Origin of the sequence: Rhodococcus sp. Q (genome assembly GCF_005503035.1) — a bacterium.
Classification (GTDB): Bacteria; Actinomycetota; Actinomycetes; order Mycobacteriales; family Mycobacteriaceae; genus Rhodococcus_G.
In genome coordinates, this window is sequence record NZ_SCOY01000005.1 from 265,530 (window position 1) to 290,266 (window position 24,737).

The window sequence follows — 24,737 nt, forward strand, 5'->3', positions numbered from 1 at the left end:
GCGAACGAGAGAGCTGAGTAGACGTGCGAGTAGCGCAATCGTGGCTGACCGAGATCCTGCAGCGGGCTACGCCGGGGTGGGAGGTGACCCCCGAGGAGCTGGATGCGGGCTTCGTGCGGGTTGGTCTCGAGGTCGAGGAGGTGGATCCGCTTCCGACGATCCCGGGACCACTGGTCGTCGGCAGAGTTCTGCAGATCACCGAGCTCACCGAGTTCAAGAAGCCGATCCGGCTCTGTCAGGTCGAGGTCGGTGAGGAGCAGCCGCGTCAGATCGTGTGCGGCGCCCGCAACTTCGCCGAGGGTGACCTCGTCGTCGCGGCACTGCCCGGTGCGGTGCTGCCCGGAGACTTCCGGATCGCGTCACGCAAGACGTACGGGCAGGTTTCCGACGGCATGATCTGCTCGGTCGCGGAACTCGGTGTCGGCAAGGACCACTCGGGCATCCTGGTTCTCGAGCCGGGAACCGCCGACCCCGGCACCGACGCCAACGAGCTGCTCGGTCTCGGTGACACGATCATCGAACTGAACATCACCCCGGACCGCGGTTACTGCTTCTCCGCCCGCGGACTCACTCGTGAGCTGGCCAACGGATTCGACCTCGAGTACGTCGACCCGGCGGTCGGTGTGCCGTTCGAGGCGTCCGGCGACGCCTGGCCGCTCGACGTGCAGCCCGATTCCGGGTGCACGCGCTTCACGCTGCGTCGGGTCACCGGTGTCGACCCGAACGCCGTGACTCCCTGGTGGATGCAGCGGCGCCTGCTGCTGTCGGGTGTCCGCCCGATCTCACCCGCCGTCGACGTGACGAACTACGTGATGCTCGAGCTCGGCCATCCGCTGCATGCGTTCGACGCGGCGAAGGTCGCGGGCGGACTCGTGGTCCGGCGTGCCGCCGCGGGCGAGACGCTGACGACCCTCGACGAGGTCGAGCGCACCCTGGATGCCGAGGACGTCGTGATCTGTGACGACTCGGGTGTCATCTCCCTCGCGGGCGTGATGGGCGGCGCGAGCACCGAGGTCGGTACCGGCACCACCGAGGTCCTGCTGGAAGCGGCGATCTGGAATCCGCTCGCGGTGTTCCGGACCTCGCGCAGGCACAAGCTGATCTCCGAGGCGTCCAAGCGGTACGAGCGGGTCGTCGATCCGGCGCTGTCCGTAGCTGCGCTCGATCGGGCGGCGGGCCTGCTCGCCGACATCACCGGCGGCCATGTCGAGCCGGTCCTCACCGATGTCGGCTCGGTGGCGGCCCCCGCCCCGATCTCGATGGACCTGGACCTGCCGAGCAGGGTGGCGGGCGTGACCTACCCCGACGGGACGGCAGCGCGCCGGCTCACCCAGGTCGGGTGCACCGTCGACGTGTCGGTCGACGATGGGATCGGACATCTCGTGGTGACGCCGCCGACGTGGCGTCCCGACCTGACCCAGCCCGCCGACCTCGTCGAGGAGGTGTTGCGGCTCGAAGGGCTGGAGAAGATCCCGTCCGTTCTGCCGGCTGCGCCTGCCGGGCGCGGCCTGACGCCACAACAGCGTCGTCGCCGTGCAGTCGGCAAAGCGCTCGCGTTCGACGGGTATGCGGAGGTGCTGCCGACGGTGTTCCTGCCCGCGGGAGTGTTCGACGTGTGGGGACTCGGCCCGGACGATCCGCGTCGGGCCACCAGTCGCGTGCTCAACCCGCTCGAGTCGGATCGCCCCGAGCTGGCCACGACGCTGCTGCCCGGTCTCCTGGAGATCCTGTCCCGCAACGTCTCTCGCGGTCAGCGCGACGTCGCGCTCTACGGTGTGCAGCAGGTCGTGCAGCCGGGCCCGAACACGAAGGCCGTGCAGGCCCTGCCGGTGGATCGCAGGCCGACGGACGAGCAGGTCGCGGAACTGATCGCGTCGTTGCCGAGCCAGCCGCTGCACGTCGGCGTCGTCCTGACCGGACAGCGTGAGCCGAGCGGCCCGTGGGGTTCGGGTCGGGGAGCCGACGCCACCGACGCGTTCGCGGCCGCCGACACCATCGCTGCCGCGGCGGGCGTCACGCTCGAACGTCGTGCCGCACAGCACCTTCCCTGGCATCCCGGCCGGTGCGCCGAGCTGCTCGTCGACGGTGTCGTCGTCGGTCATGCCGGCGAACTGCACCCCGCCCTGCTCGAACGCGCAGGGCTGCCTGCTCGTACCTGCGCCGTCGAGGTGAACCTCGATGCGCTTCCCATCGCGGAATCGCTTCCCGCTCCGCGTGTGTCACCGTTCCCCGCGGTGCTGCAGGACGTCGCGGTCGTCGTCGACGACTCCGTCGCGGCGGCGTCGGTCGAGGCGGCGCTGCGCGGCGGTGCGGGCGACCTTCTCGAGGACATCCGCCTGTTCGACGTGTTCACGGGTGAGCAGGTCGGTGCGGGACGCAAGTCGCTTGCCTTCGCGCTGAGGTTCCGCGCGGCGGATCGGACCCTCACCGAGGACGAGGCGAGTGCCGCGCGCGATGCGGCGGTGGCGGCCGCCGGTGCCGCCGTCGGCGCGACGCTGCGGGCCTGAACGACCGAACGCCTGCGAGGGCCGTCCCACCGCTCGGTGGGGCGGCCTTCGCCGTCTGCGGTCACCCGATCGGGCTAGCCTGGAGGCACCGACCCGAATGAGGTGCCGTTGTGACCGATACGCAGGCCGTCGTTGATGCGATGAGTTCCCTGACCGATGACGAGCTTCGCGCGGTGGTCGCCGCTGCCGCCACCGGAAGACCGGCTTTGGCGGCATTGCGCGCCGCGGCGTTGCAGATCGGGTACGGCCCGGAATCCGTGGTCCCGATGCCCCCGCCCGCGGTGCCGTCGGCACCGGAGATTCTGGACGCGCACGTGGTGGACGATCCGGGGGTCGTCGCGCCGAGCGCCCCGGACGTCGCGCCGAGCACCCCGGGCGTCGCGCCGAGCACCGCGGGCGTCGCGCCCCCGACAGGGTGGACCGACGCAGGCGTTCCGACGTTCGACGCCGTCCGGGAACGCATCGAAACCCGCGCGGGCACAGCGGACGGTGCCGCCGAACTCGATGCGGAGTCCGGTGTCGGGCGCAGCGTCGAGGAGCAGTTCGCGGCCAGGGAGAAGGCGGCGCAGGAGAGGCTCGCCGAGATCCGCAGGTCGCTGCGAAAGGACTGAGCCGGCCTGGGTACGGTGGACGGAACAATCTACGGAGGTCGTGATGGTGGAAATTGGTGTCGTGTTCGGTTACATCGTGGTGATTGCCACGATCGCTGTGGTCCTGTTCGGCGTGGTCGCGCTGTTCATCCTCTCCATCAAGGGCAGTCCTACCTCTTCTGGGGCCCAGCCCGAAGGGTTCGAGAAGGACACCCGCTCGATCCGATAGGTCAGCGCGGTCCGCATCATCTGCTCTTCCGAAATGGCCCATCCCGTCAACCGACGGAATGGGCCATTTCGCGTAGCACTGACGGCAGGAAGGCGATGACAGCCGTCAGTGCCGCTCGAGGATCGTCGCGAAGTCGGTGCCTGCGGGCAGCGAGCCGTACTCGAGGTCACGGTCCTCCCCGAGACGCGCGGCCAGGAATGCCTCCGCGACGGCCGTCGGAGCGGTCTTCAGCAGCAGCGCGCCCTGCAGGCCGAGTGCCATCGATGCCGCCACCGGGCGTGCTCGCAGTTGTGCCCGGGCCGGATCGAGTGTCGCGAGTTCGGTGAGTGCGGCGCGCATGCGATCGTGATGGGCGTCGAACAGCGTCGACGCCCCGCGGGCGCCCGCCAGTTCGGCATCGAAGGCCGCGACGGACTCGGGTTCGCGGGTCATCGCGCGGAGCACGTCGAGGGCGATGACGTTGCCCGATCCCTCCCACACGGCCATGACCGGCTGCTCGCGGTAGCGGCGGGCGAGGGGGAACGCCTCGGTGTACCCGTTCCCGCCGAGGCATTCGAGGGATTCGTACGCGTGGTGGGGGCCGCGCTTGCAGATCCAGTACTTCGCGACGGCGGTCGCCAGCCGGCGGAACGCCTTCTCGGTCTCGTCGGCGTCGTCGTCGTGTGCGCGGGCCAGTCGCAGCGCGGTCGCGGTGGCGGCCTCCGATTCGAGGGCGAGATCCGCGGCGACGGCGGTCATCGCGGGCTGGTCGATCAGGGTCGCGCCGAACGCGGAGCGGTGGCGGACATGCCACAGTGCCTCGGCGACCGACTGACGCATCCCCGCGGTCGAACCGTAGACGCAGTCGAGCCGGGTGCGGGCGACCATCTCGATGATGGTGCGGACCCCACGTCCGGGTTCGCCGACCAGGTGACCGATGGTTCCGTCGAGTTCGATCTCCGAGGACGCGTTGGACTTGTTCCCGAGCTTGTCCTTGAGGCGCTGGATTCGGAAGACGTTTCGGGTGCCGTCCTCGAGCACGCGCGGCACGAGGAAGCAGGAGAGTGCCGATCCTCCGCCGTGGTCGGTCTGGGCGAGGATCAGGAATCCGTCGGACATCGGCGCCGAACAGAACCACTTGTGACCGGTGAGCGACCAGGTTCCGTCCGAATTGGGTACGGCGCGTGTGGTGTTCGCGCGGACGTCCGATCCGCCCTGCTTCTCTGTCATCGCCATGCCGAGGAGTACACCGGGCTTGTCTCCGGGTGCGACGAGATTCCCGTCGTACCCGCGGCCGTACAGCCGCGGCAGCCACACGTCGGCGAGGTCGGGGGAGAGTCCGATCGCCGGTACCGCGGAGTGAGTCATCGAGATCGGGCACGCGTGCCCGGGCTCCACCTGGGCGAACAGCATGAACGAGGCGGCTCGGGCCACGTTGGCGCCCGGTTTCGGGTCCGCCCACGCGGAGGTGTGCGCACCGTGTTCGACGGCAGCCCCGATGATCCGGTGGTACGCGGGGTGGAACTCGACCTCGTCGATCCGGTTGCCGTAACGGTCGTGGGAGTGGAACTCCGGAGTGATGGTGTTGGCGAGCTCGGCGTCGTGCTGGAAGGACTCTGTTCCGACGAGGGCGCCGACCGCGCTGAGTTCGTCGTTCGCCCAGTCGGCGTCGTACCTGGCCACGCCCTCGACGAGGGGGATGTTGGTGGCGTACTCGTTGACGTTGATGCGAGGCGGTGCCTGGTTGAACACCTCGTGGGTGCGGAATCCTGTCGGGGCGGTGGCGGTCATGAGTCGCTTCCTTCGCGGGGTGATTGGCGCACTGGTGCTGTGGTGGAACGAGGTTCGGTGTCGACGTAGCCGACGCCGTGCAGACAGAACCGGAGGATGGCGTCGACGGTGTCGGCGTCGTCCGCGTCGGTGGCGACGGCGTGGGTCGGGGAGAGGCGTCCGGTGAGGGCTTCGCTGATCGCGCCGATGAGTGCGGTAGCGGTGACCGCGAGGTGCTGGCGGGGGAATTCGCCCGACTCCATCCCGTCTCGAAGGATGTCCGAGGTGAGGGCGTGGTAGTCGGCGCGATAGTTGAGGCGCTCGGCGTCGATCCGGGGATCGACCGGCTCGAACAGGAGTGACCAGGCGAGTTGTCTGCCGCGGATGGCGCGCAGCGCGAAGGTTTCCACCAGCGCGCGGAGTCGGTCTGCTGCGCTGTCGGCCTCGGCGACGGCGGTGCGCACGGCGGCAAGCTCCTGATCTGCGCCCGCCCGGAACACGGAGGCCAGCAGATCGGCGTTCCCGTCGAAGTGCGAGTACACCGAGCCGACGCTGACCTGGCATCGCTCGGCGATGGCCTTGACGGTCGCCGCGGCGAATCCGCCTTCGGCGACGAGCCTGGTGGCCTCGGTGAGCAGGGCGGTGCGGCGCTGGGCCTTCGCTGCTCGCGTCTTCTCGGTCGGCCGGTACGCCACGTGGTCGACCCCTTCCCCAATACTATGAATCGTGATTCAATCTTTCGAGTCTGAACTGTAGAACGATTCGGGCCGCACGGCAACGTCCCCCGAATCCGCCGGTCATCGCGCCGAGTACGAGGAGAATCCATGAACCTGACCACGATGTTGGAGAGCACGGCGCGCAAGTATCCGGACAAGGACGCGATCGTCTACGGGGACGAGCGGATCACGTACGCGGAACTGCTCGCGGCGTCGAAGCGTGCCGCGGAGGTCTTCCGTGCTCGCGGGGTGGGACGTGGCGACCGGGTGGCGGTCATGACCTACAACAGTCCCGGATTCGCGATTGCGGCGTTCGGTGCGTGGCGCGCCGGCGCGGCGTTGGTTCCGGTCAACCACAAGCTCGCCCCGCCCGAGGTCGCATACACCGTCGGCCACTGCGGCGCGACGGTCGGCGTGGTGTCGGCGGACCTGCGTGCCAACGCGGAATCCGGTGCGCCGCATGTGGAGTGGCTACTCACCGACCTCGGGAGTGAGGAAGCCGGGGGCGGTGACCACGATTTCGACGCGCTCGTCGACGCGGCAGAGGAGTGGGACGGCGTCGACGTGGACGAGTCGGACATCGCCCAGGTGCTCTACACGTCGGGTACCACCAGCGCGCCGAAGGGGTGCCTTCACACCCACCGGTCGATCACGACGGTGGCGCCCTACATCGCGACGACGCTCGGCCTCGACCGCGAGGAGCGGGTGCTCATCGCGATGCCGATCTGGCATGCGGCGCCGCTGAATGTGTGGTTCGTTCCGACCATGTTCCTCGGCGGGACCGTGGTGCTGATGCGCGAGTATCACCCGATCGAATTCCTCAAGGCCATTCCGCGGGAGCGGATCACCGCGTTCTTCGGTGCCCCGATCGCGTATCTCGCGCCGCTTCAGGCCGCCAAGGCGGCGGGCATCGACCTAGCCGACTTCGACTTCTCCACCATGCGGCGCTGGACCTACGGCGGTGCGCCGATCGGCGCCGAGGTTGCCCGGCAGCTGCAGCAGGCGTATCGGTCGGAGAAGTTCTATCAGGTGTACGGGATGAGCGAGATGGGACCGACCGGCACCGCCCTGTATCCGCACGAGCAGATCGCGAAGGCGGGATCGATCGGCCGCTGCGGCATGCCCGGAGTCGACCTGCGGGTGGTGAGGGCGGACGGCGGCGACGCCGCGCCGGGTGAGACGGGGGAGATCTGGCTCGCGGGCGACACCCGCATGGTCGGGTACCTCGACAACGACGACGCCACTGCGGAAGCGTTCGAGGGCCGCTGGTACCGCAGCGGCGACGTCGCCCGCCTCGACGAGGACGGCTACATCTACATCGTCGACCGCACCAAGGACGTCATCATCACCGGCGGTGAGAACGTGTACTCGCAGGAGGTGGAGGAGGCGATCCGGCCGCGCGCCGACGTGCTCGACGTCGCGGTGATCGGTCGCCCGCATCCGGAATGGGGCGAGACCGTCGTCGCGGTGGTCGTGCCGGTCGACGGGGCGTCGATCGAACTGGACGACCTGCGGAACGATCTGTCGGACAAGTTGGCGCGCTACAAGATTCCGCGCGAAATCGTCCTGGTGGATCAGTTGCCGCGCAATCCGTCCGGCAAGCTCACCAAGCACGTCCTGCGCGAGACCGTGCTGTCGTGACCAGGTGGTCGGGGCGCGAACGACCTCGCGCCCCGACCGCGGGCACTGTCAGGCGGCGGCCGTCTCGAGATCGTCGGCCTTCGGATCGGTGTCCGCACTCGTCCGTGGAACCGTGAACACTGCCGCGACGCAGAGGATGGCGATCACGAAGCAGCCGATCACGTACCAGAGACTCCCGATCGGATCGCCGTTCGCGGTGACGCCGTCCACCGCGTCGAACCAGTCGGGGAGCGCGGTGGCCCAGAGCGCGCCGAAGACCGCCAGATACGCGACGGCGTACCACCGAACGAAGTCGTTGGAGTACGCGGGCGTGGTGCTCGTCCCCTTGCGAAGTGCGGCCCACTGCCGGGACATCGCCCAGATGGCGACGCCGGAGACCACCGCGAGTTCCGCCAGGTAGATCGCGCCGCGAACGGTGTCGCTGCCCATGCCGAAGACGGTCGCGGGGAGCGGGAGCACGAACACCCCGACCGAGGCGACGAGTCCGATCACGATGGTGCGCCACACCAGCTGCAGGCCGGAGAAGTGTCGGCCCGCGTCGACGTGCTTGCCGACGAAGAACTGGACGCACAGCGCGAGCGACATCGGCCAGAGTGCGGCGAACACGACCACGCTCGGAATCGGGACGGAGTCGAGGAACGGCAGGTTGACCTTGTTGTCGAGTGTCCACTCCCACCAGCGCAGCTGCGGTCCGAGGTGGTCGAAGATCTCGTAGAAGGCGTGGTGCACGAATCCGGCGGACGCCGCACCCACGAGAATGCCGTAGCGGCGGAACACACCGAGCATCCGGACGATCTCGAACGCGATGGTCGCCATCAGCGGATAGATCGCGACGATGTACAGCGGAAGCCTGCCCCAGAGGAATTCCACGCTGAACACGTTGTGCGCGAACATCGTGCCCAGGTACTCCTCGGTGCCGAACGTCGCCGGGAAGTAGATGGGCGGCTCGATCACGAACAGGAACGCGGTGGCGCCGAACCACAGCACCAGGTTGGTGGGATCGCCGTGCCTACGCAGTCGCAGGATCGCGTAGACGAGTGCGAGTACGGCCCCGAGGACGATGGTGAACTCGAGGACCGGCAGCGTCCAGTTCTCCAGCGCGGCGGGGTTTCGGAACTCGACGAGCCCGCCGGCCTCCTCGCAGGAGAAGCCGAGTCGGGTTGCGAGATCAGAGAACGTGGGTGGGCAGCCGGCCGCCATCAGTTCGCCCCCGAGGTGACCGGCTCGCCCTGGCCCTCAGGCGCTTCGGCCGTGTACCAGCGGGTGCAGTCGTAGCCCGCGTCGTAGCGGGTGAACCACTGGTCGGCGAGCACGGGCAGGTTCTCGTGTTCGGGGTTGTGTCCGGGCAGTTGGCTGCGGACGGCGCCCGACAGTGCGGTGAGCTGCTCACGGATCGGCAGTCCGTCGAACGCCCGCGGCATCGGCCCCTTGGTCAGGTACGGGGCGAAGGCGGTGAGCACCCGCTGCTTGGCCCGATGCCGGGCGAACATCGACATCGAGTCGACCTTCCGCTCGGACAGGGGAACGTGCTGGTTGAAGCCCTGGCAGGCGATCCGGATCGACTTCATGACGTGCGCGAAGATCGACGCGGCCATCCGCATCCGGTACATCTCGTTACTGACGATGGAGTTGTAGATGATCAGCGCCGAACTGCGGTGCTCGACCTCCTCGACGAAGTGCCACAGGAACAGCGACGCGACGCGGTCGTCACCGGGACGGAACAGGGTGGCCTCGTTGTCGAGCATCAGCTTGAAGACCGGGGTGAACGTGGCCTCCAGGTCCGCGGTGTACGCGAGGCGGTACTCGATGGAGGTCCGCTCGGTGAGGAGGTCGAATTCGCCGATCACCGCGTCGAGGGTGTTCTGCAGGCCGGGGTATCGCCGGATGAGCGCGTTGACGTGCTGACGGTGTGCCGTGGAGTGGTGGCCCTCCTGGCGCATGAACGCGACGGCCTCCGCGGCCACTTCGGGATCGGTGATGCGGGGCTTGGCCTGCATGATCAGCTTCACGATCATCTTCTCGAAGCCGATTGCCAGGAACGAGACGGCGTTGGACATGCTCGACCACGCCGGGTTGTCGGGATTCCAGTTGAACGGGACGTCGGAGTCCTCGAATCCGAAATCCATCTTTCGGGGGTGTAGGTCGGTCACTTTCCGTACCTCGCATATCGGGGTGGTCTGGTGTGTTCGGGCTGGCAGTCGCACTCTTCTCGTGAACATACGCCGAATCAATTCTGTGTATGATCACTTTCGCCGAGATGGTAGAACGTGTTGCAGTTGTTGTCATCTGGGGCTGTGATAGCGTCCGCTCGGTGGCGCGCAGACGCGGATGGGGTGGCAGTCCGCCCGACAGTGACGAGGACGCGTCGCGCCGCATCGTCGCCGCGGCGGTCGACCTGATCGGGCAGACCGGAGCGGCGATCGGGATCGCCGACGTCGCCGAGTCGCTCGGAGTCATCCGGCAGACCGTGTACCGGTACTTCCCGAGTGCGGATGCCCTGATGAGGGCCGCGGCGATCGCCTCCGTCGACGGATTCCTCGATCGACTCGACCGCGCCGTCGCGGGTCTCGGTGACCCGGTCGAGGCCATGGTCGAGGGCATCGTCTTCACGCTCGAGGAGGTGCGTCGCACCCCTCATCTCGGCATCCTCCTGACTGGGGCGTACGCGGACATTCATCCCGACGGGATGCTCTCGTCCGAGGCGCGGGTTTTCGGAACGACGATGATCCGGCGATTCGACGTGGACTGGGCGCGGCACGGGTACGACGACGACGCGCTCGACGAGCTGGTCGAGTACGTGCTGCGCACCATGCAGTCGTTCTTCGTCTCGCCCGGTGACCCGCCCCGCGAAGGCGACGACCTGCGCCGGTATCTGACACGATGGGTGGGGAGCGCGATCGCGGCACAGTCCCGACTGTGAATGGGCTTGCATGATGGTGCATAATCGTCCATATGGTCCCCACAGCAGCCACCACCGGTCCGATCCGGGTCGCGATTGCCGGAGCCAGCGGGTATGCGGGCGGCGAGATCCTGCGCCTGCTGCTCGGACATCCGGCGTACCGCGACGGACGTCTCGTCATCGGAGCACTCACGGCAGGCGGTAACGCCGGAGCCGTCCTCGGCGGGTTCCACCCGCACCTGCTCCCGCTCGCCGACCGAGTGCTCGAGCCGACAACTCTCGACGTCCTCGCCGGCCACGACGTCGTGTTCCTCGGGTTGCCGCACGGCAACTCCGCGGAGATCGCGACGGCGCTGCCCGAGAGCACCGTCATCATCGACTGCGGCGCCGACTTCCGGCTCGCCGACGCGGCCGACTGGGAGAAGTACTACGGCAGCGCCCACGCGGGAACCTGGCCCTACGGACTGCCCGAACTGCCCGGCAACCGCGACAAACTCGTCGGGGCCACCCGGATCGCGGTCCCCGGCTGCTATCCGACCGCGGCGAGCCTGGCCCTCGCGCCCGCCGTCGCCGCGGGCATCGTCGAGCCGCGGGTCAACGTCGTCGCGGTCAGCGGCACCTCCGGAGCCGGTCGTGCCCCGAAGGCGGACCTCCTCGGCTCCGAGGTGATGGGGTCGGTCAAGGCCTACGGCGTCGGCGGCGTGCATCGGCACACCCCCGAGATCATCCAGAACCTGTCGGCGTTGACCGACACCCGCGTCGCGGTGTCGTTCACGCCGGTCCTCGCCCCGATGCCCCGCGGCATCCTCGCGACCTGCACCGCACCGACGAGCGTCGACGTGGCGCGCGCCCGCGAGGTCTACGAGAAGGCCTACGCGGACGAGCCGTTCGTGCACGTGCTGCCCGAGAACGTCTACCCGCAGACCGGTGCCGTCGTCGGGTCGAACGCCGCGCAGATCGGCGTCACCGTCGACGAGGCCGCGGGCCTGCTCGTCGTGATCGCAGCGATCGACAATCTCACCAAGGGCACCGCCGGTGGTGCCGTCCAGTCCATGAACCTGGCCCTTGGCCTGCCCGAGACCGATGGTCTCTCGACCGTGGGAGTTGCTCCGTGACAACCGAATCCGAATTCGCCGCGCCGCATGCAGTCGAGATCGCCGGTGGCCGCCTGATCCGGACCCAGGGGGTCACCGCGCCGGCCGGGTTCCGCGGCGCCGGGATCGCGGCGGGCATCAAGGTCAGCGGTAGGCCCGACCTCGCGCTCGTCTTCAACGAGGGGCCCGACACGGCCGCCGCGGGAGTGTTCACGACCAACAAGGTCAAGGCCGCGCCGGTGCTGTGGTCGCAGCAGGTGCTCACCGCCGGTGCGTTGCGCGCGGTCGTCCTCAACTCCGGCGGCGCCAACGCCTGCACGGGCGCCCCCGGATTCCAGGACACGCACGCCACCGCGGAACACGTCGCCGCGACGCTCAGCGACTGGGGCACCGAGACGGGTGCCGGCGAGGTAGCGGTGTGCTCGACCGGTCTGATCGGTGACCGGCTGCCGATGGACAAGCTGCTCGCAGGCGTGACCGAGATCGTGCACGAGCTGGCGGGCGGTATCACCGGCGGCACCGACGCCGCCTACGCGATCATGACCACCGACACCGTGCCGAAGCAGGCCGCGCTGCACCATGCGGACAAGTGGAACGTCGGCGGAATGGCCAAGGGCGCGGGCATGCTCGCGCCCGCACTCGCGACGATGCTGTCGGTGATCACCACCGACGCCGTCGCCACCGCCGCTCAGCTCGACGAGGCGCTGCGCGCGGCGACCCGGCTCTCGTTCGATCGGCTCGACGTCGACGGCGCCACCTCCACCAACGACACCGTGCTGCTGCTGTCGTCGGGCGCGAGTGGGGTCAGCCCGACGCAGGCGGAACTCAACGCGGCCGTGCTCGCGGTCTGCGACGACCTGGCCGACCAGATGATGGCCGACGCCGAGGGCGTCACCAAGCGCGTCACCGTCACCGTCGCGGGTGCAGCCAGCGAGTCCGACGCCCTGATCGGGGCCCGCACCGTCGCGCGCGACAGCCTCGTGAAGACCGCGCTGTTCGGATCCGACCCCAACTGGGGCCGAGTCCTCGCCGCCGTCGGTGTCGCGCCGATCGAACTCGACCCGAACCGGATCTCGGTGTCGTTCAACGGGAATCCCGTGTGCATCGACGGTGTCGGGGCGCCCGGCGCCCGCGAGGTCGACCTGAGCGGTGAGGACATCGCGCTGAGGATCGAACTCGGTGTCGGCGACGCGGAGGTCTCCATCCGCACCACCGACCTCTCGCACGCGTACGTCGAAGAGAACTCGGCGTACTCGTCATGACCGACAGCATCCTCGACCTGACCTCCAGTCAGAAGGCGTACGTCCTCGCGGAGGCGCTGCCCTGGCTGCAGCTGTTCCACGGCAAGATCGTCGTCGTCAAGTACGGCGGCAACGCGATGATCGACGACGAGCTCAAGGCGGCGTTCGCGGAGGACATGGCGTTCCTGCGGACCGTCGGCATCCATCCCGTCGTCGTGCACGGCGGCGGGCCGCAGATCAACGCGATGCTCGGGCGCCTCGGTATGGAGGGCGAGTTCCGCGGTGGTTTCCGCGTCACCACCCCCGAGGTGATGGACGTCGTCCGGATGGTGCTCTTCGGTCAGGTCGGGCGGGAGCTCGTCGGGCTGATCAACGCGCACGGCCCGTACGCGGTCGGCATCTCCGGGGAAGATGCGCACCTCTTCACCGCCACCCGCCGCACCGTGGTGGTCGACGGTGAGCCCACCGACATCGGACTGGTCGGCGACGTCACCACCGTCAACCCCGCTGCCGTGCTCGATCTCATTGCCGCGGGACGCATTCCGGTCGTGTCGACGATCGCGCCGGATGCCGACGGCGTCGTCCACAACATCAACGCCGACACCGCGGCCGCCGCACTGGCGGAGGCGCTCGGCGCGGAGAAGTTGGTCGTCCTCACCGACGTCGAGGGTCTGTACACCGACTGGCCCGACCGCAGCTCGCTCGCCTCGGTCATCGACATCGCCGCGTTGGAAGAACTTCTGCCGTCGCTCGATGCGGGCATGGTCCCGAAGATGGAGGCGTGCCTGCGTGCCGTCCGCGGCGGTGTCCCGACCGCCCACGTGATCGACGGCCGCGTGGCGCACGCAGTGTTGCTCGAACTGCTCACCACCGCAGGCATCGGCACCATGGTCACCCCGTCCGTACCCTCACCGGTCTCCACGAAAGAAGGCACCGCATGACCGGCACCTCGGCCCTGCAGCAGCGCTGGTCCGGCGCTCTGATGAACAACTACGGCGTCCCGCGGGTCGCGCTCGCCTCCGGGGACGGTGCCGTCGTCACCGACGTCGACGGCAAGCAGTACCTGGATCTGCTCGGCGGCATCGCCGTCAACATCCTCGGCCACCGTCACCCCGCGATCATCGACGCGGTGACGGCCCAGCTGAACACGCTCGGCCACGTGTCCAACCTGTACGCCAGCGAACCGGCCGTCGCGCTGGCGGAGCAGTTGCTGCACCACCTGGGTCACCCCGGTCGCGTGTTCCTCTGCAATTCCGGCACCGAGGCCAACGAGGCGGCGTTCAAGATCGCCCGGCTCACCGGCCGGCCGAAGATCATCGCCGCCGAGAGGGCCTTCCACGGCCGGACGATGGGCGCACTCGCGCTGACCGGACAGCCCGAGAAGCGGGCGCCGTTCGAACCGATGCCCGCGGGGGTCGAGTTCGTGCCCTACGGCGACATCGAGGCACTCGACGCCGCCGTCGACTCCGACACGGCCGCGGTCTTCCTGGAACCGATCATGGGCGAATCGGGTGTCGTCGTGCCGCCGGAGAGTTATCTCGCCGAGGCCCGGCGGATCACCGCCGAGCGTGGCGCACTCCTGGTCCTCGACGAGGTCCAGACGGGCATCGCACGCACGGGCTGGTTCTATGCCCACCAGGCGGCAGGCATCGTGCCCGACGTGATGACCCTCGCGAAGGGTCTCGGCGGCGGGATGCCGATCGGCGCCTGCATCGCCACCGGGGCGACGGCCGACCTGCTGACACCCGGCAAGCACGGCACCACCTTCGGCGGCAATCCCGTGTGTGCGGCCGCGGCGCTCGCCGTGCTCCGGACCGTCGAGCAGGAGGACCTGATCAGCCATGCCGACGCCGTCGGCAAGTCGATCGCCGCCGGCATCGAGGCGCTCGGGCACCCGCTGGTCGACCACGTCCGCGGCTCGGGTCTGCTCCTCGGCGTCGTCCTGACCGACACCGTTGCCCCCGCCGTCGAGGCCGCCGCGCGGAATGCCGGCTACCTCGTCAACGCCGCTGCGCCGGACGTGATACGCCTCGCGCCGCCGCTGATCATCACCGAGGAGCAGGCGCAGGGTTTCGTGTCGGCGCTCCCGGCGATCCTCGACACTGCTGCCGCGGAAGGAAAGTGACGCCATGACCGTGAAGCACTATCTGAGGGACGACGACCTGACGCCCTCGCAGCAGGCCGAGGTCCTCGATCTCGCCGCCGAGCTGAAGAAGGACCCCTTCGCGAAGCAGACACTGGCCGGGCCCCGCGCGGTCGGCGTCATCTTCGAGAAGAACTCGACCCGCACCCGGTTCTCCTTCGAGGTCGGCATCGCCCAACTCGGCGGACACGCCGTCGTGGTCGACGGGCGCAGCACCCAGTTGGGACGGGAGGAGACGCTGCAGGACACCGGCCGCGTGCTCTCGCGCTACGTCGACGCCGTCGTGTGGCGGACGTTCGGGCAGAGGCGCCTCGAGCAGATGGCTTCCGGTGCAACGGTTCCCATCGTCAACGCCCTGTCCGACGAGTTCCATCCCTGCCAGGTCCTCGCCGACCTGCAGACGCTGAGGGAGCGCAAGGGCGACCTCAAGGGACTCAAGCTGACCTACCTCGGCGACGGCGCCAACAACATGGCGCACTCGCTGCTCCTCGGTGGCGTCACCGCGGGCGTCGACGTCACCATCGCCGCACCCGAGGGATTCGCGCCGCTGTCGTGGGTCCTCGACGCCGCCCGCGCCCGCGCCGACGAGACCGGAGCATCGATCACCCTGACCACGGACCCCAGGGCCGCGGCGAAGGGCGCCGACGCGCTCGTCACCGACACCTGGACGTCGATGGGGCAGGAGAACGACGGACTGGACCGGGTCGGACCGTTCCGGCCGTTCCAGATCAACAGCGAACTCCTCGCCACGGCCGCCGCGGACGCCGTCGTCCTGCACTGCCTTCCCGCCCACCGCGGGGAAGAGGTCACCGACGAGGTGCTCGACGGACCCCAGTCGGCGGTGTGGGACGAGGCGGAGAACCGATTGCACGCGCAGAAGGCACTGCTCGTGTGGCTGCTCGAGAACCAGGACCGGGCACGGCCGTGACCACCGCTCGGGCGGGCACGCCGAAGGCCGTCGCGGTCGCACAGACCCGCGCGGGCAGGCAGGCGCGCATCACCACACTGCTCGCGTCGACCGAGGTGCGTAGTCAGCCCGAACTGGCCGCACTCCTCGCCGCCGAGGGCATCGAGGTGTCCCACGCGACGCTGTCGAGGGATCTCGAAGAACTCGGAGCGGTGAAACTGCGGGCCGCGGACGGGGGAGCGGGCGTGTATGTCGTCCCCGAGGACGGCAGCCCCGTCCGGGGCGTCTCGGGCGGCACCGACCGGCTGTCGAGGCTCCTCGGGGAGCTGCTGGTCTCGACCGACGCCAGCGGGAACCTGGCCGTGCTGCGGACACCACCCGGTGCCGCGCAGTACCTCGCGAGCGCGCTGGACCGGGCCTCGCTACCCGAGGTTGTGGGAACCATCGCCGGGGATGACACCATTCTCGTAGTGGCCCGCGAGCCGCTGACGGGTACCCAGCTCGCCGAGATGATCGAGAAACTGGCCTGACCTGGTGGGACACCCCAGGTTCGGTGGCGCGCGATCGAACAATCGAATATCAGAAACAGTTACAACCTTGAAGGAGCACACAGACCATGGCTGAACGCGTCGTACTCGCGTACTCGGGCGGGCTTGACACCTCGGTGGCCATCAGCTGGATCGGCAAGGAGACCGGCAAAGAGGTCGTCGCCGTCGCCATCGACCTCGGCCAGGGCGGCGAGGACATGGAGGTCGTGCGTCAGCGTGCCCTCGACTGCGGCGCCGTCGAGTCGGTCGTGGTCGACGCTCGCGACGAGTTCGCGGAGCAGTACTGCCTGCCCACCATCCAGGCCAACGCCCTCTACATGGACCGGTACCCGCTGGTGTCCGCGATCAGCCGCCCGCTGATCGTCAAGCACATCGTCGAGGCTGCCCGTGCGCACGGCGGTACCGTCGTCTCCCACGGCTGCACCGGCAAGGGCAACGACCAGGTCCGCTTCGAGGTCGGCTTCGGCGCCCTCGCCCCCGACCTCGAGGTCATCGCCCCGGTCCGCGACTACGCGTGGACCCGCGAGAAGGCCATCTCCTTCGCCGAGGAGAACAACATCCCGATCAACGTGAGCAAGCGTTCGCCGTTCTCGATCGACCAGAACGTGTGGGGCCGCGCCGTCGAGACGGGCTTCCTCGAGGACCTGTGGAACGCGCCGACCAAGGACGTCTACGACTACACGCAGGACCCGACGCTGAACTGGAACACCCCCGACGAGCTGATCATCAGCTTCGAGGCCGGTAAGCCGGTCGCGATCGACGGCAGGCCCGTCACCGTGCTCGAGGCGATCCAGGAGCTCAACACCCGCGCGGGCGCGCAGGGCGTCGGCCGCCTCGACGTCGTCGAGGACCGTCTCGTCGGCATCAAGAGCCGCGAGATCTACGAGGCACCGGGCGCGATGGTCCTCATCACCGCGCACCAGGAACTCGAGCACGTGACCCTCGAGCGTGAACTCGGTCGCTACAAGCGGCAGATGGAGCAGCGCTGGTCCGAGCTGGTCTACGACGGCCTCTGGTTCTCCCCGCTCAAGGAAGCCCTCGACACCTTCGTCCAGAAGACGCAGGAGAAGGTCACCGGCGACATCCGGCTGTTCCTGCACGGCGGCGCGATCACCGTCAACGGTCGTCGCAGCTCGCAGTCGCTGTACGACTTCAACCTCGCGACCTACGACGAGGGCGACACCTTCGACCAGTCCTACGCCAAGGGCTTCGTCAACATCCACGGCCTGTCCTCCAAGGTCGCGGCGAAGCGCGACCTGGGTCTCTAGGTCATGAGCGACGCGCACGGCACCAACGAAGGCGCCCTCTGGGGCGGTCGGTTCGAGTCCGGACCGGCCGCCGCCATGGCGGCGCTGAGCAAGTCCACGCACTTCGACTGGGTGCTCGCGCCCTACGACGTGCGTGCCTCCAAGGCGCACGCGAAGGTGCTGCACGCGGCCGGGCTGCTCGGTGACGCCGACCTGGCCACCATGCTGGACGGACTCGACCGGCTCGGCGCGGACGTGGCCAGCGGCGCGTTCGCACCCGCGGAGTCCGACGAGGATGTGCACGGAGCGCTCGAACGCGGTCTGATCGAGCGGGTCGGCCCCGAGGTCGGCGGGCGGCTGCGTGCCGGGCGGTCCCGCAACGACCAGGTCGCGACGCTGTTCCGGATGTGGCTGCGGGACGCGGTCCGTCGGGTGGCGGCGGGGGTCCTCGACGTCGTCGACGCCCTGGCGACCCAGGCCGCGGCGCATCCGGACACCGTGATGCCGGGCAAGACGCACCTGCAGGCGGCGCAGCCGGTGCTGCTCGCGCACCATCTGCTCGCGCACGCGCACCCGTTGCTTCGGGACGTGCAGCGTCTCGTCGATTTCGACAAGCGGGCCGCGGTGTCGCCGTACGGGTCGGGTGCGCTCGCCGGCTCGTCGCTCGGGCTGAACCCCGACGCGATCGCGGCCGAGCTCGACTTCGACTCGGCGGCCGACAATTCGATCGATGCCACCTCGTCCCGCGACTTCGCGGCCGAGGCGGCGTTCGTGCTCGCGATGACCGCGGTCGACCTGTCCCGGATGGCCGAAGAGGTGATCATCTGGAGCACCCCGGAATTCGGGTACATCACGCTCGCCGACGCGTGGTCGACGGGATCGTCGATCATGCCGCAGAAGAAGAATCCGGATGTCTCGGAGCTCACCCGCGGCAAGGCCGGACGCCTGATCGGCAACCTCACCGGTTTGCTCGCGACGCTGAAGGCGCAGCCGCTGGCGTACAACCGGGACCTGCAAGAGGACAAGGAGCCGGTCTTCGACTCGGTGGCACAGCTCGAGCTGCTGCTGCCCGCGATCACCGGACTGGTCTCCACCCTCGAGTTCCACTCGGACCGGATGGCGGAACTCGCACCCGCCGGGTTCACCCTCGCCACCGACATCGCCGAATGGATGGTGCGCCAGGGCGTTCCGTTCCGCGTCGCCCACGAGGCGGCGGGCGCGTGCGTGCGGGTGGCGGAGGCCCGAGGGGTCGGGCTCGAGGACCTCACCGACGCCGAGTTGTCCTCGGTCGATCCGGCGCTGACGCCTGCGGTTCGGGACGTCCTGACGGTGCAGGGTTCCATCGCGTCCCGTAACGCCCGCGGGGGCACCGCCGGTGTACAGGTCGCGCGTCAGCTCGATCGAGTCACGGAGTCGGCCGACGCGCTGCGGAACTGGATCGGTAACTGACGGTGTGCAGGCCGCTCCGGTGCATATAGTCACTGCACCGATGTAGGCCGGTCGATCATTCTGGGGGCGCGGAAGTGAGTTGGAACGAGATCCTGAACAGTTCCGTGCGTCGCGTGGTGGCGACCGCGCAGAACGGTCTCGAGGTCGTCCGTTTGGGCGGCCTCGAGACCGAGGCCCGCGCGTCGGAGTTCAGGATCGTCGAGCGTCGCCCCATGTACCGGCTCCGGCGCTACTTCGCCGACGACGAGCAGGCGCCGCCCTCGGGTCCGCCGGTGGTGCTGGTACCTCCGATGATGATGTCCGCCGACGTCTACGACGTCACGCAGGATCAGGGTGCCGTCGGAATCCTGCACTCGATGGGTCTGGACCCGTGGGTTGTCGACTTCGGCTCCCCGGACAGTGAAGAGGGCGGATGGGACCGCACCCTCGCGGACCACATCGTCGCCATCAGCGACATCATCGACCGGGTCCGCAAGGAAACCGGACGGGACGTCCACCTGGCCGGCTACTCGCAGGGCGGCATGTTCGCCTACCAGGCCGCCGCCTACCGGCGCTGCCGGAACATCGCCTCGCTCATCACCTTTGGTGCTCCCGTCGACACCCTGGCCGCACTGCCGTTCGGGATTCCCGGTGACATCGCCGCTCCCGCCGCAGGTTTCCTGGCCGAACACGTGTTCACGCGCCTGTCGATCGCCGGGTGGATGGCCCGCACCGGATTCCAGTTGCTCGATCCGGTCAAGACGGCGAAGTCCCGCATCGACTTCCTCCGCCAACTCCACGACCGCGAGGCGCTGCTCCCGCGCGAGCAGCAGCGCAGGTTCCTCTCGACAGACGGCTGGGTCGCCTGGTCCGGTCCCGCGGTCGCGGAACTGCTCACCCAGTTCGTCATGCACAACCGGATGGTGTCCGGTGGGTTCGTGATCGGAGATCGACCGGTCACCCTCGCCGAGCTGACCTGCCCGATCCTCGCGTTCATCGGCGAGGTCGACGACATCGGCCAGCCCACCGCGGTCCGGGGAATCCGCAGGGCGGCACGGAAAGCCGACATCTACCAGTACACGATGAGAAGCGGGCACTTCGGACTCGTCGTCGGATCCGTTGCCGCTGAACAGACCTGGCCGATGACGGGCGCCTGGGTGCGGTGGCGCGCGGGTGACGGTCCGCGGCCGGACGGGATCGAGCCGATGGAGGTCGACGATCCGGCGGACGACGAGACCGGCGTGTCGATAGCCGATCGGATCCTGCACACCGGGGCGTCGATCGCCGAGGTGGGCGTGGACGCGGTCCGCGGCGTGCTCGGTGCGACCGCCCAGGCGGTGCGGGGAAGTCGCGAACTGACGGCCGAAGCGGCGCGCGCACTGCCTCGACTGGTCCGACTCGGCCAGATCCAACCCCACACCCGGATCTCGATGGGCAAACTCCTCGCCGAGGCCGGTGAGCGGTCGCCGCGCGGCGAGTGCTTCCTGTTCGACGACCGCGCCTACACCAACGAGGCGGTCAACACCCGCATCGACAATGTCGTCCGGGGCCTGATCAGTGCCGGAGTACGGCCGTCGACGCGCGTCGGTGTGCTGATGGAGACGCGTCCCAGCGCGCTCGTGGCGATCTTCGCTCTCTCGAGGATCGGCGCGGTCGCAGTTCTGCTGCCGCCTACCGAGGATCTCGACGAGGCCGTGCGATTGGGCGGAGTCGCGACGATAGTGGCGGACCCGGACCACCTCCGCGCCGCCGAACGGCTCGGGCGGCCGGTCCTTGTACTCGGTGGCGGCGAATCCCGTGTTCTGGACATCGAGCCGGATTCCGGAACCGTCGACCTCGAGAAGATCGTCCCCGAGGACGTTCCGCTGCCTGCCTGGTTCCGACCGAACCCGGGGCGGGCGAACGAGTTGGCCTTCGTGCTGTTCGGGCGTTTCGGCGGCAAGATCGAAGCCAAGCACGTCACCAATCACCGCTGGACGCTGTCCGCGTTCGGGACCGCTACCGCGGCGAACCTCGGTAGCGGCGACACGGTGTACTCCGTTGCGCCTCTCTATCATTCGTCGGTGGTCCTCGCGACGCTCGGTGGCGCCATCGTCGGTGGCTCCCGAATCGCTCTCTCCCGGGGACTCGACCCCGACCGGTTCTCCACCGAGGTGCACCGGTACGGGGTCACGGTGGTCGCCTACACGTGGACGATGCTGCGTGAACTCGTCGACGTTCCCGACTTCGAGTTCGACGCTTCCCATCCGATCCGGCTGTTCATCGGATCGGGCATGCCTCGCGGGCTCTGGCTGCGCACGATGAAGCGGTTCGCCCCGGCGCAGGTTCTCGAGTTCTATGCCTCCACCGAGGGCGCCGTCGTCCTCGCGAACGTCTCGGGTGCGAAGCCTGGTTCGAAGGGCAGGCCACTGCCGGGCAGTACGCCGGTTCGGGTCGCCGCGTACGACCCCGCGACCCACAGGTTCCTCGAAGACGAGCGCGGGTTGGTCCGTGAGTGCGGTGTCGGCGAGGTCGGACTGCTCCTCGGCCAGGCAACGGGCCACGAGGCGGTCAACGGCGCCATGCGCGGCGTTTTTACCGCCGGAGACGCATGGGTGCCCACCGAGCACCTCTTCCAGGTCGACGCTGACGGCGACCACTGGCTCATGGACGAGCGAAACTCCGTCGTCTCGGCGCGTCGTGGACCCGTGTACGGCGAGCCGATCGTGTGTGCGCTCGGCGCCCTCGACCAGGTCGATCTCGCCGTCAACTACGGCGTCCGGGTGGGCGACGACGAGGTCGCGGTCACCGCCGTCACGCTGCGGCCGGGGATGTCATTGACGGCCAACGACCTCGCCGACGCACTCGCCGACCTCGACGAGGACCGCTGCCCCGACCTGATCCACGTCGTCCCTGAGATCCCGATCAGCACGTCCTACCGGCCGCGGCGCAGTGCGCTGCGCGCGGCGGGCCTGCCGAAGCCCGGTGTTCGGTCCTGGTACCGCGACGCCGGTGACGACCGGTACCGGCGTTTGACGAAGGCCGCCCTGGCCGAACTGCAGGAGCGGGGCAGCGGGCGCTGACCCCGCCGTGCCGTCGGATCGGCGGTGCCGAGCGGCGGGTAGCCTGAGCGACGTTCCGTGCACACCGACGTGAGAGGACCCTTCGTGGCGCTCGATCCCACCCTGCTGAGCATCCTGGCCTGCCCGCAGGACAAGGGCCCGCTCCTGCTGGTCGACGACAAGCTGCTCTACAACCCGAGGCTCAAGCGCGCCTACCCGATCGAGGACGGCATCCCGGTGCTTCTCGTCGACGAGGCACGCGACGTCACCGACTCGGAGCACGAGGACTACGTCGCGCGGGGAACCACCGCGGGCGACGCCTGACGACGAAGCATGTCGGACACCCCGGGGTCCTTCTCTCGTTCACCGGAGCTCAGCGAATCGGCCTTGACGGGCGAGACGCCCCTCGGCGCGGCTCATCTGCTGCTCGGTGCCGTGGTCGTCGCGGGTGGTATCCGTATCCGGATCGTGGAGGTCGAGGCATACGGGGGAGACCGTGCGGGCCCGTGGCCGGATCCTGCGGCGCACTCCTACCCCGGGCCGACTCGCCGGAACGCCGTCATGTTCGGCCCGGCCGGACGACTCTACGTCTACCTGAGCCACGGACTTCATCACTGCATGAACGTGGCCTGCGCACCGGACGGAACGGCCGGTGCGGTGTTGCTCCGAGCGGGCGAGGTCGTGCACGGGCATGACGCTGTGCGGAGGCGCAGAGGCCACTCGCGGCCCGATCGGGAACTCGCGCGGGGACCGGGAAACCTCGGTCAGGCGTTGGGAACAACGTTGAACGACAACGGAATCGACCTGTTCGATCCCAGGTCGCCGATCCGGATCGAGGCGGCTCCCGCGACCGCAGTGGCAGTGGGGCCGCGCGTCGGGGTGACGCACGCGGCCGACCGTCCGTGGCGTCTCTGGAACCCGGAGTCGAGGGCCGTGTCCGCATACCGACGTAGCCCGCGTGCACCCGCCGCGCCGAGTGCGGGATGATCGAACCCGTGACCGAGAACATCATCGACGAACTGACCTGGCGTGGACTCATTCAGCAGTCCACCGATCTCGACGCCCTGCGTCGCAGCGCCGAGGACGGTCCGGTCACCCTGTATTGCGGTTTCGATCCGACTGGTCCGAGCCTGCACGCAGGCCACCTGGTGCCCCTCCTCGCGCTGAAGCGATTCCAGCTGGCCGGGCACCGTCCGATCGTCCTCGCAGGCGGGGCGACCGGGATGATCGGTGATCCCCGTGACGTCGGGGAACGGACCATGAACTCCGTGGACACCGTGGCGGACTGGGCCGAGCGAATCCGGTCGCAGCTCGAGCGGTTCGTCTCCTTCGACGGTGGCAACGCCGCGATCGTCGAGAACAACATGAACTGGACCGGCAAGCTCACCGCCATCGACTTCCTTCGCGACCTCGGCAAGCACTTCTCCGTGAACGTGATGCTGGCGCGTGAGACCGTCAAGCGCAGGCTCGAATCCGACGGCATGTCCTACACGGAGTTCAGCTACATGCTGCTGCAGGCCAACGACTACCTGCAGCTCCGGCGAACGCACGGCTGCACGCTTCAGGTCGGCGGATCCGACCAGTGGGGCAACATCATCGCCGGCGTCGAACTGAACCGCCGCGTCGACGGCGAACATGTGCATGCGATGACGGTTCCGCTGGTCACGTCCTCGGACGGCAAGAAGTTCGGGAAGTCCACCGGTGGCGGAAGCCTCTGGCTCGACCCCGAGATGACCAGTCCGTACGCCTGGTACCAGTACTTCGTGAACACCGCGGACGCAGATGTCGTCCGCTACCTGCGATGGTTCACCTTCCTCGGACGCGAGGAGCTGGCCGAGCTCGAGGCGGAGGTCGCCGAGCGTCCGCAGGCTCGTGTTGCGCAGCGCAGGCTCGCGGCAGAGATGACCACTCTCGTGCACGGAGCCGAGAACACCGCCGCCGTCGAGCTGGCCAGCCAGGCACTGTTCGGCAAGGCCGAGCTCCGGGATCTCGACGAGCCGACCCTCGCCGCCGCGCTCACCGAGGCATCGGTCGCGCAGGTGGCCGCGGGTGAGCCGACCACGATCGTCGACCTCCTTGTCGCGAGCGGACTCTGCGACAGCAAGGGTGCGGCGAGGCGGGCGGTCAAGGAGGGCGGTGCCTACATCAACAACACCAAGATCGGCGCCGAGGACTGGACGCCGCAGGCGGACGACCTGCTGCACGGTCGGTGGCTGGTGATCCGTCGGGGCAAGCGCAACTTCGCCGGCATCCAGGTGCAGTCCGCCTGACCGATCTGCACCGGGTTTTGCGCCGAAGGGGCGCCGCATCTCGCTTCGAGCGAGGGCGGCGCCCTTCGTGCTTCTCGGGTGTCGCCGAGGGGAGGGGACCCGGGCCTGTTTCGGTCGGGTGGCGGGCGTCACATGGATGTGATTTGGGGGTTCGTGTCGGTTGGCGGGGCGTTGACCTGGGCTTTCGTTCGGCGCGATAGGGTGTGACCAGCGGATTTGCGGTGGCGTTCACGGCCACGTAACTTTTGTCGAGTCAGAGCGACACGGACACCGACCAGCCCGGAAGGGCCGGACACGAGGTTGGACGAAGGCGCCTGACAAGAAGCCTCAATCAATTGTCTCGACTTGCCGGTTTGCGCCGGTGGGGGAGATGGGTTAGGCTGGAACAGTTGCCCCGGAGCGGCCGAGAACGAGTTTCTCGGTGGTGATGGTGTGTGCGTGTTCTTTGAGAACTCAACAGTGTGTCGATGAATGTCAGTGCCAATTA

The 24,737-nt window shown here is 68.7% G+C and carries 21 protein-coding genes; 17 read left to right on the forward strand and 4 right to left on the reverse strand.

Annotation, left to right across the window (positions count from 1 at the left end):
* The first annotated feature begins 23 nt into the window (after window positions 1-23).
* From pheT to FFS72_RS08300, 3 genes are all read left to right on the forward strand, one after another.
* The gene (pheT, locus tag FFS72_RS08290; protein ID WP_137873477.1) at window positions 24-2,507 is read left to right on the forward strand and encodes a phenylalanine--tRNA ligase subunit beta; all 2,484 of its coding nucleotides are present in this window, start codon (window positions 24-26) and stop codon (window positions 2,505-2,507) included.
* Window positions 2,508-2,617: 110 nt separating this feature from the next.
* The gene (locus FFS72_RS08295; RefSeq protein ID WP_137873478.1) at window positions 2,618-3,118 is read left to right on the forward strand and encodes a PspA/IM30 family protein; all 501 of its coding nucleotides are present in this window, start codon (window positions 2,618-2,620) and stop codon (window positions 3,116-3,118) included.
* 43 nt (window positions 3,119-3,161) lie between these two features.
* Window positions 3,162-3,326 carry an adenylate cyclase gene (locus FFS72_RS08300; RefSeq protein ID WP_137873479.1) on the forward strand — a complete coding sequence of 55 codons (165 nt, stop codon included), beginning with the start codon at window positions 3,162-3,164 and terminating at the stop codon, window positions 3,324-3,326.
* A gap of 105 nt (window positions 3,327-3,431) precedes the next feature.
* Here the strand turns inward: FFS72_RS08300 and FFS72_RS08305 are convergent, their stop codons facing one another.
* On the reverse strand, window positions 3,432-5,096 hold the full coding sequence (locus FFS72_RS08305) for an acyl-CoA dehydrogenase family protein (protein ID WP_137873480.1): 1,665 nt from the start codon (window positions 5,094-5,096) through the stop codon (window positions 3,432-3,434).
* A complete protein-coding gene (locus FFS72_RS08310; RefSeq protein ID WP_137873481.1) occupies window positions 5,093-5,770 on the reverse strand; it encodes a TetR/AcrR family transcriptional regulator in 678 nt (225 codons plus the stop codon). Before FFS72_RS08310 ends, FFS72_RS08305 begins: the two co-directional genes overlap by 4 nt.
* Window positions 5,771-5,899: 129 nt before the next feature.
* Here FFS72_RS08310 and FFS72_RS08315 point away from each other — a divergent pair, with 129 nt between their 5' ends.
* A complete protein-coding gene (locus FFS72_RS08315; RefSeq protein WP_137873482.1) occupies window positions 5,900-7,432 on the forward strand; it encodes a class I adenylate-forming enzyme family protein in 1,533 nt (510 codons plus the stop codon).
* Window positions 7,433-7,480: 48 nt separating this feature from the next.
* Here the strand turns inward: FFS72_RS08315 and FFS72_RS08320 are convergent, their stop codons facing one another.
* Together FFS72_RS08320 and FFS72_RS08325 are read right to left on the reverse strand one after the other, a co-directional pair.
* Complete coding sequence (locus tag FFS72_RS08320; RefSeq protein ID WP_137873483.1) at window positions 7,481-8,632, reverse strand: hypothetical protein; 1,152 nt, start codon at window positions 8,630-8,632, stop codon at window positions 7,481-7,483.
* Window positions 8,632-9,582, reverse strand: a complete 951-nt coding sequence (locus FFS72_RS08325) for a metal-dependent hydrolase (protein ID WP_137873484.1) — start codon at window positions 9,580-9,582, stop codon at window positions 8,632-8,634. Before FFS72_RS08325 ends, FFS72_RS08320 begins: the two co-directional genes overlap by 1 nt.
* Before the next feature lie 161 nt (window positions 9,583-9,743).
* On the opposite strand from FFS72_RS08325, the gene FFS72_RS08330 reads away from it, so the two are divergent.
* The 13 genes from FFS72_RS08330 (at window position 9,744) to tyrS (ending at window position 24,250) form a co-directional block, all read left to right on the forward strand.
* A complete protein-coding gene (locus FFS72_RS08330) occupies window positions 9,744-10,352 on the forward strand; it encodes a TetR/AcrR family transcriptional regulator (protein WP_137873485.1) in 609 nt (202 codons plus the stop codon).
* A 32-nt stretch (window positions 10,353-10,384) separates the two neighbouring features.
* Window positions 10,385-11,446, forward strand: a complete 1,062-nt coding sequence (gene argC / locus FFS72_RS08335; protein ID WP_137873486.1) for an N-acetyl-gamma-glutamyl-phosphate reductase — start codon at window positions 10,385-10,387, stop codon at window positions 11,444-11,446.
* Window positions 11,443-12,687 carry a bifunctional glutamate N-acetyltransferase/amino-acid acetyltransferase ArgJ gene (gene argJ, locus FFS72_RS08340; protein WP_050065185.1) on the forward strand — a complete coding sequence of 415 codons (1,245 nt, stop codon included), beginning with the start codon at window positions 11,443-11,445 and terminating at the stop codon, window positions 12,685-12,687. Before argC ends, argJ begins: the two co-directional genes overlap by 4 nt.
* Complete coding sequence (gene argB / locus FFS72_RS08345; RefSeq protein ID WP_137873487.1) at window positions 12,684-13,607, forward strand: acetylglutamate kinase; 924 nt, start codon at window positions 12,684-12,686, stop codon at window positions 13,605-13,607. Before argJ ends, argB begins: the two co-directional genes overlap by 4 nt.
* Entirely contained in the window at window positions 13,604-14,791 is a 1,188-nt protein-coding gene (locus FFS72_RS08350; protein WP_137873488.1) for an acetylornithine transaminase, read from the forward strand. The genes argB and FFS72_RS08350 overlap by 4 nt, the downstream gene beginning before the upstream one ends.
* Window positions 14,792-14,795: 4 nt before the next feature.
* Complete coding sequence (argF, locus tag FFS72_RS08355; RefSeq protein WP_137873489.1) at window positions 14,796-15,737, forward strand: ornithine carbamoyltransferase; 942 nt, start codon at window positions 14,796-14,798, stop codon at window positions 15,735-15,737.
* A complete protein-coding gene (locus FFS72_RS08360) occupies window positions 15,734-16,246 on the forward strand; it encodes an arginine repressor (protein WP_137873490.1) in 513 nt (170 codons plus the stop codon). The genes argF and FFS72_RS08360 overlap by 4 nt, the downstream gene beginning before the upstream one ends.
* An 86-nt stretch (window positions 16,247-16,332) precedes the next feature.
* Entirely contained in the window at window positions 16,333-17,532 is a 1,200-nt protein-coding gene (locus FFS72_RS08365) for an argininosuccinate synthase (RefSeq protein ID WP_050065190.1), read from the forward strand.
* Between the two features lie 3 nt (window positions 17,533-17,535).
* The gene (gene argH, locus FFS72_RS08370; RefSeq protein ID WP_137873491.1) at window positions 17,536-18,960 is read left to right on the forward strand and encodes an argininosuccinate lyase; all 1,425 of its coding nucleotides are present in this window, start codon (window positions 17,536-17,538) and stop codon (window positions 18,958-18,960) included.
* 74 nt (window positions 18,961-19,034) lie between these two features.
* The gene (locus FFS72_RS08375) at window positions 19,035-22,001 is read left to right on the forward strand and encodes an AMP-binding protein (RefSeq protein ID WP_137873492.1); all 2,967 of its coding nucleotides are present in this window, start codon (window positions 19,035-19,037) and stop codon (window positions 21,999-22,001) included.
* 84 nt (window positions 22,002-22,085) lie between these two features.
* Window positions 22,086-22,304 (forward strand): Trm112 family protein, encoded by a 219-nt coding sequence (locus tag FFS72_RS08380; protein ID WP_137873493.1) that lies wholly within the window; start codon window positions 22,086-22,088, stop codon window positions 22,302-22,304.
* A gap of 9 nt (window positions 22,305-22,313) precedes the next feature.
* Window positions 22,314-22,967: a DNA-3-methyladenine glycosylase gene (locus FFS72_RS08385; RefSeq protein ID WP_137873494.1), complete on the forward strand. Its 654-nt coding sequence runs from the start codon at window positions 22,314-22,316 to the stop codon at window positions 22,965-22,967.
* An 8-nt stretch (window positions 22,968-22,975) separates the two neighbouring features.
* Window positions 22,976-24,250: a tyrosine--tRNA ligase gene (gene tyrS / locus FFS72_RS08390; RefSeq protein WP_137873495.1), complete on the forward strand. Its 1,275-nt coding sequence runs from the start codon at window positions 22,976-22,978 to the stop codon at window positions 24,248-24,250.
* Window positions 24,251-24,737: the final 487 nt, after the last annotated feature.